At 60.8% G+C, this 16,964-nt stretch carries 13 protein-coding genes and 1 pseudogene; 11 read left to right on the forward strand and 3 right to left on the reverse strand.

The genetic code is table 11. The features are described 5' to 3' along the window. Positions 1–14: 14 nt before the first annotated feature. From CAG47_RS05725 to CAG47_RS05760, 8 genes are all read left to right on the forward strand, one after another. Positions 15–992, forward strand: a complete 978-nt coding sequence (locus CAG47_RS05725; RefSeq protein ID WP_085723948.1) for a dipeptidase — start codon at positions 15–17, stop codon at positions 990–992. Between the two features lie 78 nt (positions 993–1,070). Next, positions 1,071–1,601, forward strand: a complete 531-nt coding sequence (locus tag CAG47_RS05730) for a DUF5943 domain-containing protein (RefSeq protein WP_003228980.1) — start codon at positions 1,071–1,073, stop codon at positions 1,599–1,601. A gap of 15 nt (positions 1,602–1,616) precedes the next feature. Then, the gene (gene dgcA, locus CAG47_RS05735) at positions 1,617–3,677 is read left to right on the forward strand and encodes a dimethylglycine demethylation protein DgcA (RefSeq protein WP_085723949.1); all 2,061 of its coding nucleotides are present in this window, start codon (positions 1,617–1,619) and stop codon (positions 3,675–3,677) included. A gap of 187 nt (positions 3,678–3,864) precedes the next feature. Beyond that, positions 3,865–5,814 (forward strand): dimethylglycine demethylation protein DgcB, encoded by a 1,950-nt coding sequence (dgcB, locus tag CAG47_RS05740; RefSeq protein ID WP_085723950.1) that lies wholly within the window; start codon positions 3,865–3,867, stop codon positions 5,812–5,814. Further along, entirely contained in the window at positions 5,814–7,034 is a 1,221-nt protein-coding gene (locus CAG47_RS05745) for an electron transfer flavoprotein subunit alpha/FixB family protein (protein WP_085723951.1), read from the forward strand. The genes dgcB and CAG47_RS05745 overlap by 1 nt, the downstream gene beginning before the upstream one ends. Positions 7,035–7,049: 15 nt before the next feature. After that, positions 7,050–7,820, forward strand: coding sequence for an electron transfer flavoprotein subunit beta (locus tag CAG47_RS05750; RefSeq protein ID WP_085723952.1), 771 nt, complete (start codon positions 7,050–7,052; stop codon positions 7,818–7,820). A 215-nt stretch (positions 7,821–8,035) separates the two neighbouring features. Continuing rightward, entirely contained in the window at positions 8,036–8,602 is a 567-nt protein-coding gene (locus CAG47_RS05755; RefSeq protein ID WP_085723953.1) for a GNAT family N-acetyltransferase, read from the forward strand. Positions 8,603–8,773: 171 nt separating this feature from the next. Then, positions 8,774–9,988 (forward strand): retropepsin-like aspartic protease, encoded by a 1,215-nt coding sequence (locus CAG47_RS05760; RefSeq protein ID WP_256577371.1) that lies wholly within the window; start codon positions 8,774–8,776, stop codon positions 9,986–9,988. 802 nt (positions 9,989–10,790) lie between these two features. Here the strand turns inward: CAG47_RS05760 and gbcA are convergent. Next, the gene (gene gbcA / locus CAG47_RS05765; RefSeq protein ID WP_085723955.1) at positions 10,791–12,086 is read right to left on the reverse strand and encodes a glycine-betaine demethylase subunit GbcA; all 1,296 of its coding nucleotides are present in this window, start codon (positions 12,084–12,086) and stop codon (positions 10,791–10,793) included. A 282-nt stretch (positions 12,087–12,368) separates the two neighbouring features. On the opposite strand from gbcA, the gene gbcB reads away from it, so the two are divergent. Continuing rightward, a complete protein-coding gene (gene gbcB / locus CAG47_RS05775; protein ID WP_085723956.1) occupies positions 12,369–13,469 on the forward strand; it encodes a glycine-betaine demethylase subunit GbcB in 1,101 nt (366 codons plus the stop codon). Positions 13,470–13,589: 120 nt separating this feature from the next. Here the strand turns inward: gbcB and CAG47_RS05780 are convergent, their stop codons facing one another. Further along, positions 13,590–14,414, reverse strand: a complete 825-nt coding sequence (locus tag CAG47_RS05780; protein WP_085723957.1) for an NAD(P)-dependent oxidoreductase — start codon at positions 14,412–14,414, stop codon at positions 13,590–13,592. Between the two features lie 209 nt (positions 14,415–14,623). Next, positions 14,624–15,664, reverse strand: coding sequence for a low specificity L-threonine aldolase (locus CAG47_RS05785; protein ID WP_085723958.1), 1,041 nt, complete (start codon positions 15,662–15,664; stop codon positions 14,624–14,626). A 133-nt stretch (positions 15,665–15,797) separates the two neighbouring features. On the opposite strand from CAG47_RS05785, the gene CAG47_RS05790 reads away from it, so the two are divergent. Both CAG47_RS05790 and glyA read left to right on the forward strand, forming a co-directional pair. Further along, the gene (locus CAG47_RS05790; RefSeq protein WP_085723959.1) at positions 15,798–16,523 is read left to right on the forward strand and encodes a TraX family protein; all 726 of its coding nucleotides are present in this window, start codon (positions 15,798–15,800) and stop codon (positions 16,521–16,523) included. A gap of 301 nt (positions 16,524–16,824) precedes the next feature. After that, a pseudogene (gene glyA, locus CAG47_RS27710) lies at positions 16,825–16,964 on the forward strand (serine hydroxymethyltransferase); the annotation flags it as partial.

A 16,964-nucleotide genomic window follows, 5' to 3' on the forward strand; every position in this document is an offset into this window, starting at 1 on the left:
AAGGGGACAGCCTGATGAGCCCAGCCGAATTGCACGCCGACAGTATCGTTATCGACGGGCTGATTATCGCCAAGTGGAACCGTGAACTGTTCGAAGACATGCGCAAGGGCGGTCTGACCGCGGCCAACTGCACCGTGTCGGTGTGGGAAGGCTTCCAGGCCACCGTCAACAACATCGCCGCCAGCCAGAAGCTGATCCGCGAGAACAGTGACCTGGTGATGCCGGTGCGCACCACCGCCGACATCCGCAAAGCCAAGGAGCAGGGCAAGACCGGCATCCTTTTCGGCTTCCAGAACGCCCATGCGTTTGAAGACCAGATCGGCTATGTCGAAGTCTTCAAGCAGCTCGGCGTGGGCATCGTGCAGATGTGCTACAACACCCAGAACCTGGTGGGTACCGGCTGCTACGAGCGAGACGGCGGCCTGTCGGGCTTCGGTCGCGAAATCGTTGCCGAGATGAACCGCGTCGGCGTCATGTGCGACCTGTCCCACGTCGGTTCCAAGACTTCCGAAGAAGTCATCCTCGAATCGAAGAAGCCGGTCTGCTACTCCCACTGCCTGCCGTCGGGGCTCAAGGAGCACCCGCGCAACAAGTCCGATGAAGAACTCAAGTTCATTGCCGACCACGGCGGTTTCGTCGGCGTGACCATGTTCGCGCCGTTCCTGGCCAAGGGCATCGACTCGACCATCGACGACTACGCCGAAGCCATCGAATACACCATGAACATCGTCGGCGAAGACGCCATCGGCATCGGCACCGACTTCACCCAGGGTCACGGCCAGGACTTCTTCGAATACCTGACCCACGACAAGGGCTACGCCCGCCGTCTGACCAGCTTCGGCAAGATCATCAACCCGCTGGGCATCCGCACCGTGGGCGAGTTCCCGAACCTGACCGAGACCTTGCTCAAGCGCGGCCACTCCGAGCGCGTGGTGCGCAAGATCATGGGCGAGAACTGGGTCAACGTCTTGAAAGACGTTTGGGGCGAATAAGCCACCGCTCTTCTGAATCCTTTCCCCCGGCCGGCCGCGCCGGGGGCAACAACAAAATTTTTCTGGAGTTAAGTTTCCATGGCCAAGATCGCCCCGCAATTGCCTATCGAAGTCGACAGCGAGACCGGTGTCTGGACGTCCGACGCCCTGCCGATGCTGTACGTACCGCGCCATTTCTTCGTCAACAACCACATGGGCATCGAGGAAGTGCTGGGCGCCGAAGCCTATGCCGAAATTCTCTACAAGGCCGGCTACAAGTCCGCCTGGCACTGGTGTGAAAAAGAAGCCGAATGCCATGGCCTGGAAGGTGTCGCGGTGTTCGAGCACTACATGAAGCGTCTGTCGCAACGCGGTTGGGGCCTGTTCAAGATCCAGGACATCGACCTCGACAAAGGCACCGCCAGCGTCAAGCTCGAACACTCGGCGTTCGTCTACGTGTACGGCAAGGTCGGGCGCAAGGTCGACTACATGTTCACCGGCTGGTTTGCAGGGGCAATGGATCAGATCCTCGCCGCTCGCGGCAGCAAGATCCGTACCGTGGCCGAACAAGTCTACGGTGGCTCCGAAGAGGGCCACGACGACGGCCTGTTCACCGTCAAGCCGTTGTAAGTCGAGGAACCCGCCATGGCTTTCGAAGCAATGTTCCAGCCGATCCAGATCGGCAAACTGACCATCCGCAACCGCGTGCTCAGCACCGCGCACGCCGAGGTCTACGCCACCGACGGCGGCATGACCACCGACCGGTACGTCAAGTATTACGAAGAGAAGGCCAAGGGCGGGATCGGCCTGGCGATCTGCGGCGGTTCGTCCGTGGTGGCCATCGACAGCCCGCAGGAATGGTGGAGCTCGGTGAACCTGTCCACCGACCGCATCATTCCGCACTTCCAGAATCTGGCCGACGCCATGCACAAGCACGGCGCCAAGATCATGATCCAGATTACCCACATGGGCCGTCGCTCCCGTTGGGACGGTTTCAACTGGCCGACGCTGATGTCGCCGTCGGGCATCCGTGAACCGGTGCACCGCGCCACCTGCAAAACCATCGAGCCGGAAGAAATCTGGCGGGTGATCGGCAACTACGCGCAAGCGGCACGTCGCGCCAAGGCCGGTGGCCTGGACGGCGTCGAACTGTCGGCCGTGCACCAGCACATGATCGACCAGTTCTGGAGCCCGCGGGTCAACAAGCGTACCGACGAATGGGGCGGCACCTTCGAAGGCCGCATGAAATTCGGCCTGGAAGTGCTCAAGGCCGTACGCGCCGAGGTCGGTGACGATTTCTGCGTGGGCATGCGTATCTGCGGTGACGAGTTCCACCCGGATGGTTTGTCTCACGAGGACATGAAGCAGATCGCCAAGTATTACGACGACACCGGCATGCTCGACTTCATCGGCGTCGTGGGTTCGGGTTGCGACACCCACAACACCCTGGCCAACGTGATTCCGAACATGAGTTATCCACCGGAGCCGTTCCTGCACCTGGCCGCCGGTATCAAGGAAGTGGTCAAGGTTCCGGTGCTGCATGCGCAGAACATCAAGGACCCGAACCAGGCCACCCGTATTCTGGAGGGCGGTTACGTCGACATGGTCGGCATGACCCGCGCGCACATCGCCGACCCGCACCTGATCGCCAAGATCAAGATGGGCCAGGTCGACCAGATCAAGCAATGCGTCGGTGCCAACTACTGCATCGACCGTCAGTATCAGGGCCTGGATGTGTTGTGCATCCAGAACGCGGCGACCTCCCGTGAATACATGGGCCTGCCGCACATCATCGAAAAAACCACCGGCAAGAAACGCAAGGTGGTAGTGGTCGGTGCCGGCCCTGCGGGGATGGAAGCCGCCCGTGTCGCCGCCGAACGTGGCCACGACGTGACCCTGTTCGAGAAGAAGGAATTCATCGGCGGGCAGATCACCACCGCGGCCAAGGCGCCGCAGCGTGACCAGATCGCCGGTATCACCCGCTGGTATCAGCTGGAACTGGCCCGGTTGAAAGTCGACCTGCGCCTGGGCACCGCGGCGGATGCGCCGACCATCATGGACCTGCGTCCGGATGTGGTGGTGCTGGCTGTCGGCGGTCATCCGTACCTGGAGCAGAATGAGCACTGGGGCGCGGCTGAAGGCCTGGTGGTCAGCAGTTGGGACGTGCTCGACGGCAAGGTGGCGCCGGGCAAGAACGTGCTGGTCTACGACACCATCTGCGAATTCACCGGCATGTCGACCGCCGACTTCCTCGCCGACAAGGGCAGCCAGGTCGAGATCGTCACCGACGACATCAAGCCTGGCGTGGCGATCGGCGGTACGTCGTTCCCGACCTACTACCGCAGCATGTACCCCAAAGAAGTGATCATGACCGGCGACATGATGCTGGAGAAGGTCTACCGCGAAGGCGACAAGCTGGTGGCGGTGCTGGAAAACGAATACACCGGCGCCAAAGAGGAGCGGGTGGTGGACCAGGTGGTCGTCGAAAACGGCGTGCGCCCGGACGAGGAAATCTACTACGCGCTCAAGGAAGGTTCGCGCAACAAGGGCCAGATCGACGTCGAAGCCCTGTTCGCGATCAAGCCGCAGCCTTGTCTGGAGCAAAGCGGCGACGGCTACCTGCTGTTCCGCATCGGCGACTGCGTGGCCCAGCGTAACGTGCACGCAGCCATCTATGACGCGCTGCGGTTGTGCAAAGACTTCTAAAGGCTTGCACATGACCCTGTAGGAGCGAGCATGCTCGCGATGGACGTGAACGATGACGCGGGATCTCTGATTCAACGCGGCGTTCTCAGGTTTTTCGCGAGCATGCCGCAAGCGGGAACCCGCCCCTACAGGAACCGAGTAAGGCATCTCGACCTGCAAGACCCTGCGGTCTTTGGGAGCAACACCTATGTTGAACACCCTTCTTCCAATCCTGTTGTTCGCTGCCCTGGGCCTTGCGGTTCTCGGCGCGTTGCGGCGGGTGGCCATGTGGCGCCGGGGCCGAGCCTCCAAGGTCGACCTGATCGGCGGCCTGTTCGCCATGCCCAAGCGCTACATGGTCGATTTGCACCATGTGGTAGCGCGGGACAAATACATTGCCAACACCCACGTCGCCACGGCGGGCGGTGCAGTGGCGTCCATCGTGCTGGCGATCCTGGTGCATGGTTTCGGCCTGCATAACCGCTTCCTCGGCTATGCGCTGTTGCTGATGTCGGCGGTGATGTTCGTCGGCGCGATCTTTGTTTACCTGCGTCGGCGCAACCCGCCGTCGCGTCTGTCCAAAGGCCCGTGGATGCGCCTGCCGAAAAGCCTGCTGGCGTTCTCGGCGTCGTTTTTCCTGGTGACCCTGCCGGTGGCGGGCATCCTGCCGGAGAACTTCGGCGGCTGGCTGTTGGCGACGATTCTCGGCATCGGCGTGCTGTGGGGCGTATCGGAACTGTTCTTCGGCATGACCTGGGGCGGGCCGATGAAACACGCCTTCGCCGGTGCCTTGCACCTGGCCTGGCACCGTCGCGCCGAGCGCTTTGGCGGCGGTCGTTCCACGGGGCTGAAACCGCTCGACCTGAACGACCCGAGCGCACCGCTGGGCGTGGAAAAACCCAAGGATTTCACCTGGAACCAGTTGCTCGGCTTCGATGCCTGCGTGCAGTGCGGTAAATGCGAAGCGGCATGCCCGGCGTTCGCCGCCGGCCAGCCACTGAACCCGAAAAAGCTCATCCAGGACATGGTCGTCGGCCTGGCCGGCGGCAGCGATGCCAAGTTCGCCGGCAGCCCGTATCCAGGCAAGCCAATCGGCGAGCATTCCGGCAACCCGCATCAACCGATCGTCAACGGTCTGGTCGACGCCGAAACCCTGTGGTCGTGCACCACCTGCCGTGCCTGCGTCGAGGAATGCCCGATGATGATCGAGCACGTCGATGCCATCGTCGACATGCGCCGCCATCTGACCCTGGAAAAAGGTGCGACGCCGAACAAGGGCGCCGAGGTCCTGGAAAACCTGATCGCCACCGACAACCCGGGCGGTTTCGCACCGGGCGGACGGATGAACTGGGCGGCGGACCTGAACCTCAACCTGCTCAGCGAAAAGAAATCCACCGACGTGCTGTTCTGGGTCGGCGACGGTGCCTTCGACATGCGCAACCAGCGCACCCTGCGCGCCTTCGTCAAAGTGCTCAAGGCGGCGAAAATCGACTTCGCCGTGCTCGGCCTCGAAGAGCGCGACAGCGGTGACGTGGCCCGGCGCCTGGGCGACGAAGCGACCTTCCAACTGTTGGCCAAACGCAACATCCAGACCCTGGCCAAGTACAGTTTCAACCGCATCGTCACCTGCGATCCACACAGCTTCCACGTGCTGAAAAACGAGTACGGCGCCTTCGATGGCAACTATCTGGTGCAGCACCACAGCACCTACATGGCGGAAATCATCGATGCTGGCGCGCTCAATCTCGGTCAGCACAAAGGCGACAGCGTGACCTATCACGACCCGTGCTACCTGGGCCGCTACAATGGCGAATACGAGGCACCGCGCCAGGTGTTGCGTGCCCTCGGGATTGAAGTGAAAGAAATGCAACGCTCCGGTTTCCGCTCCCGCTGCTGCGGCGGTGGTGGCGGTGCGCCAATCACCGACATTCCCGGCAAGCAACGTATCCCCGACATGCGCATGGAAGACATCCGCGAAACCGGCGCCGAACTGGTGGCGGTGGGTTGTCCACAATGCACGGCGATGCTCGAAGGCGTGGTCGAGCCCCGGCCGATGATCAAGGACATTGCCGAACTGGTGGCCGATGCGTTGCTCGAAGACGCAGCGCCGAGCAAGCCAGCGGCTGCGGCCCAACGTGTAGCCGCGGAGGTGCACTGATGAGCGACATTATTCGCCGCGATCCGCGAGCCGAGCGGATTGCCCGCAACCGCCTGCATCCGCTGCACGCAGCCATGCAGCCGGTGCAACACAGCTGGATGGGGCCGAACGGTGTCATCCGCAAGAATCCCCACGGCATTGGCTTTATCGGCCCCAATGGCATCAAGCGCATCGACCGCAGTGGCGCCCAGCAGGGCGGGACGACCAAACGTTCAGCCGCTGTCGAAGTGCAGTTGCCATTGCATCAGGTGGTGGCGCCGGCGTTTTACATCAGCGTGGTGCCGGACATGGTCGGTGGCCGCTTGAGCAGTCACGACCGCGACCTGCTGGGCCTGGCCCATCAACTGGCTGGCAAGGACGGCGCGGTGCTGGCCGTGGTCTTCGGCGAGCACAAGGAAAACGCTTTCGCCACGGCGGGCGTCGATCGCCTGCTGGTGCTGGAGGGTGAGGAGTTCAGCGGTTATGCACCGGAGCAACGGGTCCAGGGCCTGCGGGCTGTGGATAACCAGTTCAGCCCGCGTCACTGGCTGCTGCCGGACAGCCGCAGTGGCGGTGGCGAACTGGGCCGGCGTTTTGCCGCGGCACTGGGCGAACGCCCGGCCACCCGGGTCTGGCAGGTCAAGGATCAGGAGTGCATCGGCCGCGCCGGCGCGGGTCTGCAAGACCTTGCCCGTCCGCTGGCGCGCTTGATTCTGGCGGCTGTCGAGTGCGCCGAACCGGTCAGCGAAACCCGTCATGAAGCCTTGCCGGTGGAGTTATCCACAGCCGTGGCGCGCAGCCTGTCGCGGATCGAAGATCTGGGCGCGGTGGCGGTGGACCCGGCGGCGATCCCCATGGCCGAAGCCGAATTCATTTTCTCCGGTGGCAACGGGGTCAAGGACTGGGGACTTTTCCACAGGACCGCCGAAGCCCTCGGCGCGACCGAAGGCGCATCGCGGGTGGCGGTGGACGACGGCTTCATGGCCCGTGATCGTCAGGTCGGCGCGTCCGGCACCTGGGTCACCGCGCGGGTTTATGTGGCGGTGGGGATTTCCGGGGCGATCCAGCACCTGCAAGGCATCGGTGCCTGTGACAAGGTGGTGGCGATCAATCTCGACCCTGGCTGCGACATGATCAAGCGCGCGGACCTCTCGGTGATCGGCGAGAGCGCGGAGATTCTTCAAGCCTTGATCGAGGCGGTAGAGGCTTACCGCAACGACGCCAAGCGCGATGCGGCTTAAGGGAAGGAAAGGGTTATGAGCACGAAAATCATCAGCCTGGTGTCCATCGGCGCGCACCCGACCTCCGGTCGTCCGCGTCGCGCGGAACAGGATGCACGGGCGGTGGAACTGGGTCTGCAACTGGCTGGGGATAACTTGCAGGTGCTGCATGCCGGCGATGTGGCCGAGCCTGCGCTGCGGGCTTATCTGGGCATGGGCCTGGAACAACTTCACGTGCTGGAACAACCGCAAGGCGCCGATGCGCTGCCGGCATTGACCGCTTATCTGCGCGACGCTGGAGCTCAGGTGGTGCTGACCGGCAGCCAGGCGGAAACCGGTGAAGGCTCGGGCATGCTGCCGTTCCTGCTGGCGGAGGGCCTTGGCTGGCCGCTGGTAGTGGGGTTGGCCCAGGTCGAGTCGATCGACGGCGGCTCGGCACTGGTGCTGCAAGCCTTGCCCCGTGGCCAGCGTCGTCGGTTGAAGGTACGTCTGCCGTTCCTGGCGACTGTGGATAACGCCGCGCCCAAGCCACGGCAAAGCGCCTACGGCCCGGCCCGGCGCGGGGTGTTGCAGGCCGATGAAGTGGAAGTGGTCGACGATGAACTGTTGGCGGTCGCAACGCTGCAACCGGCCAAGCCGCGACCCAAACGCCTGAAAGTGATCAAGGCCAAGAGCGGCGCCGACCGTATGAAAGCCGCGACGGCCAAGGCCAGTGGCGGTGGCGGGCAAGTGCTCAAGGGCGTGACCGCACAAGCGGGTGCCGAGGCGATTCTCAAGTTGCTGGTCGAAGAAGGCGTTGTTCGCTGACTCTTTCGGGTCGGTCAAGAGATGTAAAAAACAATGAGTAACCTGTGGCGAGGGGGCTTGCCCCCGTTGGACTGCGCAGCAGTCCCATCTTTTTGGGGCCGCTGCGCAGCCCAGCGGGGGCAAGCCCCCTCGCCACAATGTTTTCATCGCCTGTTCAATCTTTTGGCTGACTGGCTAGCCCCTCACCACAGATTTGTTTTCCACAGGGAAAAATAATGGCTGTTGAATTTCGTTCCGCGGTCCGCGCGGATGCGCGGGAGATTGCGCGCCTGTTCCAGATTTCATCCGAGGGTGCTTCAGATTACATCTGGAGCCAGATTGCCGAACCCGGCCAGAACCTGCTCGACGTCGGCGCCCAGCGCTATGCCCGCGACGATGTGGATTTCTCCTGGCAGAACTGCCTGATCGCCGAGACGAACGGGCAGGTCATTGGCATGATGCACAGCTATGTGATGCGTCACGATCCATTCGCCGAGCCCGTGACCGATCCGGTGCTGGCACCCTATGCCACGATGGAAATCCCCGACACGCTCTACATTTCCAGCCTCGCGCTGCATGAGGGTTGGCGAAATCAAGGCCTGGGCAAACAGTTCCTCGCCTACGCCTACGACCGTGCCAATCAGCTGGGCCTCAATGGCCTGAGCCTGATCGACTACGCCGCCAATACCGGCGCCCGGCGTTTCTACGAGCGCCATGGGTTTCGAGTTGTCGATACCTGCCAGATCACGCCGCATCCGATGATTCGGGTGACGGGTGAGGCTTATCTGATGTATCGGCCCTAGGGGCTCGATGCGACCGGCGACGGGTTGTGGATAACTCTCGCTCCCCGTCCTCCAGCGCATTGGATGAGCTACATTTTCAAGGTGCGCTGGTCAGGGTGCATCACGGGATCAAGGAGCTTTCAGAGGTTCAGCGCTTGTTCATGAAACCTGGTTTTTATGAGTGGGTTGGCCATGAAGCCGCTGAAGCGCTTGCTCCTCGCCTGGGTGGTCCTGGTGTCGACGGGATTGACCGCCGCTACCCCGCCGAACGCGCCTGAGCCGCGTGTCTTGCCCGAACCGGGCTTCTATCAATGGTTGGCCTCGGATCAGGGGCAGAAAGCCACCCTGGAGCAGCTGCGCGAGCGTTGTGACCGTGTGTCAGAGCCGGGGGGAAATCTCGATTGTTCGGTGACGGTGATCGCCCGGATGTTCGAGCTCAAGGCTGCCAACCAGTTGCCGGATTACTACCTGGCGATTCAGCGCCGACACGCTGGGGTCATCCAGGCCGATCCAGAGCTGAAGCTTCTGTTCTCGATGTTCGGCGATCAATCCCTGGCGATACTGCGCACGACTGGCAATTTCACGGTAAAACGCACTTCGCAACGCGAAGTGCTGAAGATTCATCCTTACGCCCGTGACCATTTCATCGCACAACAGGTGCTGCCATTCATCGATGTCAGTGCCGCTAACGGTCATTCCGCACGTTTCATCCTCGATACAGGCGCGCCGCAAACCCGGATCAATGTCGACACCGCAAAGTTGATGGGGATCAGGTGGCTGAGCGACTCTCACTACGCCTACAGCACCTTTTACGGCGAGAACAATCTGTCGGCCAGGCTTGGCGTCATCGATTCGCTGAAGATCGGCTCAAGCGAGTTCAGGAACGTGCTGGTGTTCGTCAGCGATCGAGACAACCTGCTGGGGCTGGATCTGATCAGCAAGCTGGGACGGCTGAAAATTACCCGCGAGACCCTGATACTCAACCCTGCACTGTTCCCGCGCTGCGACTCGCCGATTACCTACACCCGCGTGGACCTCAACCAGCGACTGACCATCGCCGCCCGTCTGGACAATCGCATGACCCAGGCGATCGTCGACACCGGCAATGTCGATTACCTGACCTCCGCCTTGCCCGGTGAGCCAATCAACGTGGTGCAGACGCTGACCCCTGGAAGTTCCCCGCTCGATACCACCGAGAAGCAACGCTACCAAGCCTTCAAGGGTGTGCTGAACCTGCCCGGCCACAGTCTGCCGGTCATCTACAAATATTACCCGCACTTCACCATTCCGCCGTCCCGGGTGAGAGGGTGGTACGTGCCTTCCGTTCTGCTTGGGTGGCGGGCGTTCGAGGATTTCGAGATGAGCCTGGATATCGAAACGGGGCGCTCGTGTTTCAACAAAGTTTGACGGGTTCGAGTCGATTGGATGTGGTTACCCACAATCCCTGTTGGCGCTTCTGTGGATAACATGTTTGCCCCTTTCTCAAGCCCTTGCAGATCAGGGCTTGCAGCCCGTCGATCAAAAAACAACCAGCCTGAATTGCGGTTTTCAAAGGATTTTTCAGAGGATAAGTGTGATCGGCTAACAGGATTTGCCCCCAATCTCTGTTGGCGTTTCTGTGGATAAGATGTTCGTTTACCGCTACGGGCCATATAAACCGTGGCTTTCGAAGGTTTGATCAAAAAATGTTCAAATTGGCCGTTTTGCTAACCAGGTATCTCCAGAACACAGGAAATTCGTGGCTTTCAGCGGTTTTCCACAATGCCGGGAAAGTTTCCCCCAAAGTCTGTTGGCGCTTCTGTGGATAAGGTGTTCGCTATACGCTGAAAGCCACGTATTACGTAGTTTTCAGAGATTTGATCAATAAATGATCAGGTGGCGGGAAAAATCCTCGCGCTTAATAAGTCACGGATTTTCTTCAGTTTCTGTGGAGAAAACTTGCAGACTTTCCACAGTTGTCCCCATTTGCTGTGGGTGGAGATGTGGATAAGTTGTTTGCGGAAGGCTGGGGGCCGCGTGGGGTATAGCGCTGAACGGAATAGGTCATATTTCGTACAGTTTCAAATGCGAGGAGTTGGTGTTGCGGGAAGAGAGGTAGTGACCGGAAGAGACTCATCGCGGGCAAGCCCGCTCCCACAGAGATTTACGTTGTTGAACAAATTGAGTGAACAACCAAAATCCTGTGGGAGCGGGCTTGCCCGCGATGCTGTTAGCCGCTGACCGCAACCCCTTTGAGGTACGGCGCAGGCTCGGCGCCCAGGTTGTTCAGCATGCGACCGCTGTACCAGTCGATGAAGTTCACCACACCGAACTCATAGGTCTTGGAATACGGACCTGGCTGGTAGGCGGTGGAGTTGATGCCACGCTGGTTTTCTTCGGCCAGGCGACGGTCCTGGTCGTTGGTGGCGTCCCAGACCTGGCGCATGCGTTCCACGTCGTAGTCCACGCCTTCGACGGCGTCTTTGTGTACCAGCCACTTGGTGGTGACCATGGTTTCCTGGGCGCTGATCGGCCACACGGTGAACACGATGATGTGGTCGCCCATGCAGTGGTTCCAGGAGTGCGGCAGGTGCAGGATGCGCATCGAGCCCAGGTCCGGGTTCTTGATGCGGCCCATCAGCTTGGCGCAGCCCTGTTTGCCGTCCATGGTCATCGACACGGTGCCCTTGAGCAGCGGCATACGCACGATGCGGTTGCGCAGGCCGAAGCTGGCGTGGGCGTAAGGGATCTTCTCGGCTTCCCAGGCAGCGGCGGAGGCGGCCACGTGATCCTTGAACGCCTGGTCGGCGCGCGGGTCGGTGACGTCGTCCCATTCCAGCAGGGTTTTCAGCAACTCAGGGTGCGAGCCGCCGCAGTGGTAGCACTCGCGGTTGTTTTCCAGCACCAGTTTCCAGTTGGCTTTTTCCATCAAGGTGGTTTGCACCGCCACCTTGGTGTTTTCCATGTCGTACGGTTCCATGTAATGGGTCAGCGTCGCCAGGAATTCATCGATGGCCGGCGGGTTTTCCGCCAGGCTGATGAAGATGTAGCCGCCGGCGGTCTTCACGTTCACCGGCTTGAGGCCGTACTGGTTCATGTCGAAGTCGGCGCCCATTTCGGTGCCGGCGAACAGCAGGCGACCGTCGAGTTCGTAGGTCCACTGGTGGTAGTGGCAGACCAGTTTTGCGACCTTGCCCTTGTCGCTGGTGCACAGGCGTGAGCCGCGGTGACGGCAGACGTTGTGGAAGGCATGCACCACGCCATCGGCGCCGCGGATCACGATGATCGGGTTCTTGCCGACCTGCAGGGTCAGGTAGTTGCCCTTGGTCGGGATCTCGCAGGTCATGCCGGCGATCAACCACTCTTTCTGGAAGATCTCCTGCATGTCGATGTCGAACAGGCGCTCGTCGGTGTAGAACGGCTGCGGCAGCGAGAAGGTGCGCTCGCGCTCTTGCAGCATCTGGGCGGTGGCCTTGCGTGCGGGTTCCAGCGGATCGCCCAGGCTCAGGGTAGTGGTGACGTCCATCGTTTAATCCTCAAGGCCATCTGCGTGGCCGACGAAAGTGGCTGATCAGGGTTGCTACGCAAGGTGTGAAGAGTGTCTCTTGGTATGGGGCGAGTGTGGGGCCGGCGCTGGCCCGAACCTTATCCATGGGCGACATGGTGCAATCTGTTCCCGACGCGCAAGGCCCGGTCGTTAGAGGCTGGTCGCGATAAGCATGTGAATGTCGCAGATAGGTAAATGGATGGTTCGCGCTATACGCAGAATCGCCAACATGAAGGCCGGCAGTCGGCCGTGGAGATCAGCATGTCCAATAACTTCCTGAATCCGGTAACCACCCAGACCTGGGCCAATGGCCGACACATCGTCCGTTGCGTCAAAGTCATCCAGGAAACCTGGGATGTGCGCACCTTTTGCTTTATGGCCGACCAGCCAATCATGTTCTTCTTCAAGCCGGGGCAATTCGTCACCCTGGAGCTGGAGATCGAAGGCCAGCCGATCATGCGCTCGTACACCATTTCCAGTTCGCCGTCGGTGCCTTACAGCTTTTCGGTGACCATCAAGCGGGTTCCGGGCGGCAAGGTCTCGAACTGGCTGCACGACACCCTGCATGAAGGCTACGAACTGGCGGTGCACGGCCCGGTGGGGCTGTTCAACGCCATCGATTTCCCCAGCCCGAAAGTGCTGTACCTCAGTGGCGGGGTGGGGATCACGCCGTGCATGTCCATGGCTCGGTGGTTCTTCGACACCAACGGCAACGTCGACATGGCGTTCATCCATAGCGCCCGCTCGCCCAAGGACATCATTTATCACCGCGAGCTGGAACACATGGCGGCGCGGATCGAAAACTTCAGCCTGCACCTGATCTGCGAAAAACATGGCTTCGGTGAGCCCTGGTCCGGTTATCGCGGTTATCTGAACCACAAGATGCTGGAACTGATGGTTCCGGACTTCCTTGAGCGCGAAGTGTTCTGCTGCGGCCCGACGCCGTACATGAATGCGGTCAAGCGCTTGCTGGAAAACGCCGGCTTCAATATGAAGCACTACCACGAGGAGTCCTTTGGTGCGACGCCGCCAGAGGCGATCGCCGATGCCGTGGAGAATGCCGAACAAGCGGCCGAGGCACCGGAAATCGATGCGGCGGATCTGCACGAGGTGGAGTTCACCGCTTCAGGCAAGAGCATTCGCGTGGCACCGGGCGAGACTGTGCATGCGGCGGCGGCCAAGGTTGGCTTGATGATCCCGAAAGCCTGCGGCATGGGCATCTGTGGCACCTGCAAGGTGCTGAAGCTGGGGGGCGAAGTGGAGATGGAGCACAACGGCGGGATTACCGAGGAAGACGAAGCCGAAGGCTTCATCCTGTCGTGCTGCAGCGTGCCGAAAGGCGACGTGCGGATCGAATTCTGACGGTCACGCACTAACCCCTGTAGGAGCGAGCATGCTCGCGATTGCGATCTGACATTCAGAATTGATGTCGACTGACAGTCCGCTATCGCGAGCATGCTCGCTCCTACAGGGAAGGGTGTTTCAGTCAACGAACAGGTCGGTCATGAGTTTTTCGTCGCTATCGGGCGCGAACCGATAGTGTTCGAACTCGGTCACGCCACTTTCCCGCAGTACTTCCTCATCGATCAGCAGGCGCCCGGTGATGCTGCGCCCGCTGCTGCTCAGAATCACATGCGCCGCATCCGCCATGATCGCAGGCAGGCGCGCATGCTTGAACGATTCCCTCGATCCCAACTGAAATTCGATCGCGGCGGTGGCGATCATCGTCTGGGGCCATAGCGAGTTGACGCTGATCCCGTAGTTCTTGAACTCCTCACTCATGCCCAAAGTCAGCATGCTCATGCCGTACTTGGTGACGGTGTAGGGGCTGTATTGGGCGAACCATTTGGTCGCCAGGTTCAGCGGTGGGGACAGGTTGAGGATGTGGCCGGCGGACTTTTTCAGGTACGGCAACGCAGCCTGACTGCACAGCAATACGGCGCGAGTGTTGATCTGGTGCATCAGGTCGAAGCGCTTGAGTTCGAGGTGCTGGACACCGGTCAGCTTGATCGCCCCGGCGTTGTTGATCAGTGCATCGATGCCACCGAAATGCTCGTTCGCCTGGGCCAGTGCCTCACGTACGGCATCCTCTTCACGTACGTCTACCTGCAGGGCCAATGCCTTGCCCCCTGCGGCCTCGACTTCCCCGGCCACGCTGAAAATGGTCCCGGGCAGTTTGGCATGCGGTTCCGCGCTCTTGGCGGCAATCACGATATTGGCCCCATCACGCGCGGCCCGCAGCGCGATTTCGCGGCCGATGCCACGGCTGGCACCGGTGATGAACAGGGTTTTGCCTTGTAGGGACATGCGCACGCTCCTGATTATTGTTATGTGAGCCGAGGCTCGACAGACAATGTAGACGAAGTCTTCAGGTGCGAACGGCAATGAGGCGCCTGGTTGCCGATTGCGGGAGCGAGTTTGCTTGCGATGGTGGAGTGTCAGCTGACATCAATGTTGGATGTGCCGGCCTCATCGCGAGCAAGCTCGCTCCTGCAGGGAGCTGTGCAAGCCGTGTTTCAGTGAGACATCACTTCACGGATATCCCGCGCCAGTTCCCGCACCCGCTCTTCCTCGGTATCCCATGAGCACATGAAGCGCGCGCCACCCTTGCCGATGAAGGTGTAGAAGCGCCAGCCCTTGGCGGTCAGCGCGGCGATGGCCGGTTCCGAGAGTTGCAGGAACACGCCGTTGGCCTGTACCGGGAACATCAGTTCCACGCCGGGAATGTCGCTGACCAGCTCGGCGAGCAATTGCGCGCAATGGTTGGCGTGGTTGGCGTATTTGAGCCAGGCGTCGTTTTCCAGGATCCCGACCCACGGGGCCGACAGGAAGCGCATCTTCGAAGCAAGCTGCCCTGCCTGTTTGCAGCGGTAGTCGAAGTCTTCGGCCAGTTTGTGATTGAAGAACAGGATGGCTTCGCCCACGGCCATGCCGTTTTTCGTGCCGCCGAAGCACAGCACGTCGACGCCGGCCTTCCAGGTCAGGTCCGCTGGCGAGCAGCCGAGGAATGCGCAGGCATTGGAGAAGCGCGCGCCGTCCATGTGCAGGTTCAGGCCCAGTTCCTTGCAGGTGGCGCTGATGGCGCGGATTTCGTCCGGGGTGTAGACGCTGCCGACTTCGGTGGCCTGGGTCAGGGTCACGACGCGGGGTTTGGGGTAGTGGATGTCCTGGCGCTTGAGCGCGACCTCGCGGATCGAGTCCGGGGTCAGCTTGCCGTTTTCAGTGCCGGCGATCAGCAGTTTGGAGCCGTTGGAGAAGAATTCCGGGGCGCCGCATTCGTCGGTCTCGACGTGGGCGGTTTCCGAGCAGATCACGCTGTGGTAACTCTGGCACAGGGACGACAGTGCCAGCGAGTTGGCGGCGGTGCCGTTGAAGGCGAAAAACACTTCGCAGTCGGTCTCGAACAGTTTGCGGAAACCGTCGGAGGCGCGGGCGGTCCACTCGTCGTCGCCGTATGCGCGCTGGTGGCCGTGGTTGGCCTGTTCCATGGCAGCCCAGGCTTCAGGGCAGATACCGGAATAGTTGTCGCTGGCGAATTGTTGGCTCTTGTCGGTCATGGCCTGCTTCCGTGGTCGAGATGCCTATGGTGAAGCGTCTCGTGGTCAATTAGGGGGGGCGCACTCTGCCGAAGATCGTCCGGGGAGTACACGGGATATCACTGTCAAAAAGTTACGGAGATGCCGGGCAATTATGCACATGTCTATGCACTTAAAGCAGCGCGATGGTGCACTGGATTTGCTCAAGTGGCTGGCGCTGCTGTGCATGGTGCTCGATCACCTGCGATATGTCGGTTATTCCGCCGATTGGCTGTATGTGCCGGGGCGGGTGGCGTTCCCCTGGTTTTGTCTGGCGATGGCGGCCAATCTGGCGCGGGCGCCCGTAGCGACAGGCGGCCAGTGGCGCTATCTGGGATGGCTGGTGCTGTTCAGCGCGGTCAGCGAAATGCCCTATCGATTGTTCTTGCCCAATCCCGACACGCTGAACGTGATGCCAACGCTGGTACTGGGTCTGCTGGTGGCGCGTGGCTGGCAGGATCGCAGTGTTCAGATGCGACTGTTGGCTGTCGCTTGCGTCGTGCTGGCGGCGCTGTTCGCGTCAAAGCTCATGTTTGGTTTCTTCGGTGTGTTGTTGCCGCTGGCGATGTTGCTGGTGATGCGTCGGCCCTGGAGTTTCGCGCTGCTGCCGGGGTTGGTGTGTCTGGCCGCCAATCAATGGCAGGTGCTGTATTACTCCATGCGATTGGGCAATCACGTGGCGATGGCGGCGGTTGCCACTTGTCTGATTGCGCCCTGGTTGGGGATGTTCCTTTTGCGACATGCCAGGGACGTAAAACCACCAGCCATGCGCAGATGGGCGTATGCGCTTTATCCCGTGCATTTTCTGATGTTGCTGGCTGTGCGACAGGCCATCGCATAACCCTGTGGAAGATGTAAAACCTGTGGGAGCGAGCCTGCTCGCGAAGAGGGCGTGCCAATCTGCATCAATGTTGCTGACACACCGCCTTCGCGAGCAGGCTCGCTCCCACAGGGGATCTCTGCTGATTTGAGGTTTGTGTCCGGCATGCCATTTTCCGCCATGTCGTAAACGCACCTTTGCGTGGCGCCCGTAGGCATTTGACGACTCCAAGCCAGTCATACCATCGCATTCAAAGGGCAAGGGCGAACCGCCAGTGCCTTACCGAGACGAATGGCGCATAGATGCCGCTGGGAGAGACGCGATGTTCAGCAAGCAAGACCAGATCCAGGGTTACGACGATGCACTGCTGGCGGCGATGAATGCCGAAGAGCAACGTCAGGAAGATCACATCGAGCTGATCGCGTCGGAGAACTACACCAGCAAGCGCGTCATGCAGGCGCA

The sequence above is a fragment of the Pseudomonas sp. R37(2017) genome (genome assembly GCF_002113375.1).
Lineage (GTDB): Bacteria > Pseudomonadota > Gammaproteobacteria > Pseudomonadales > Pseudomonadaceae > Aquipseudomonas.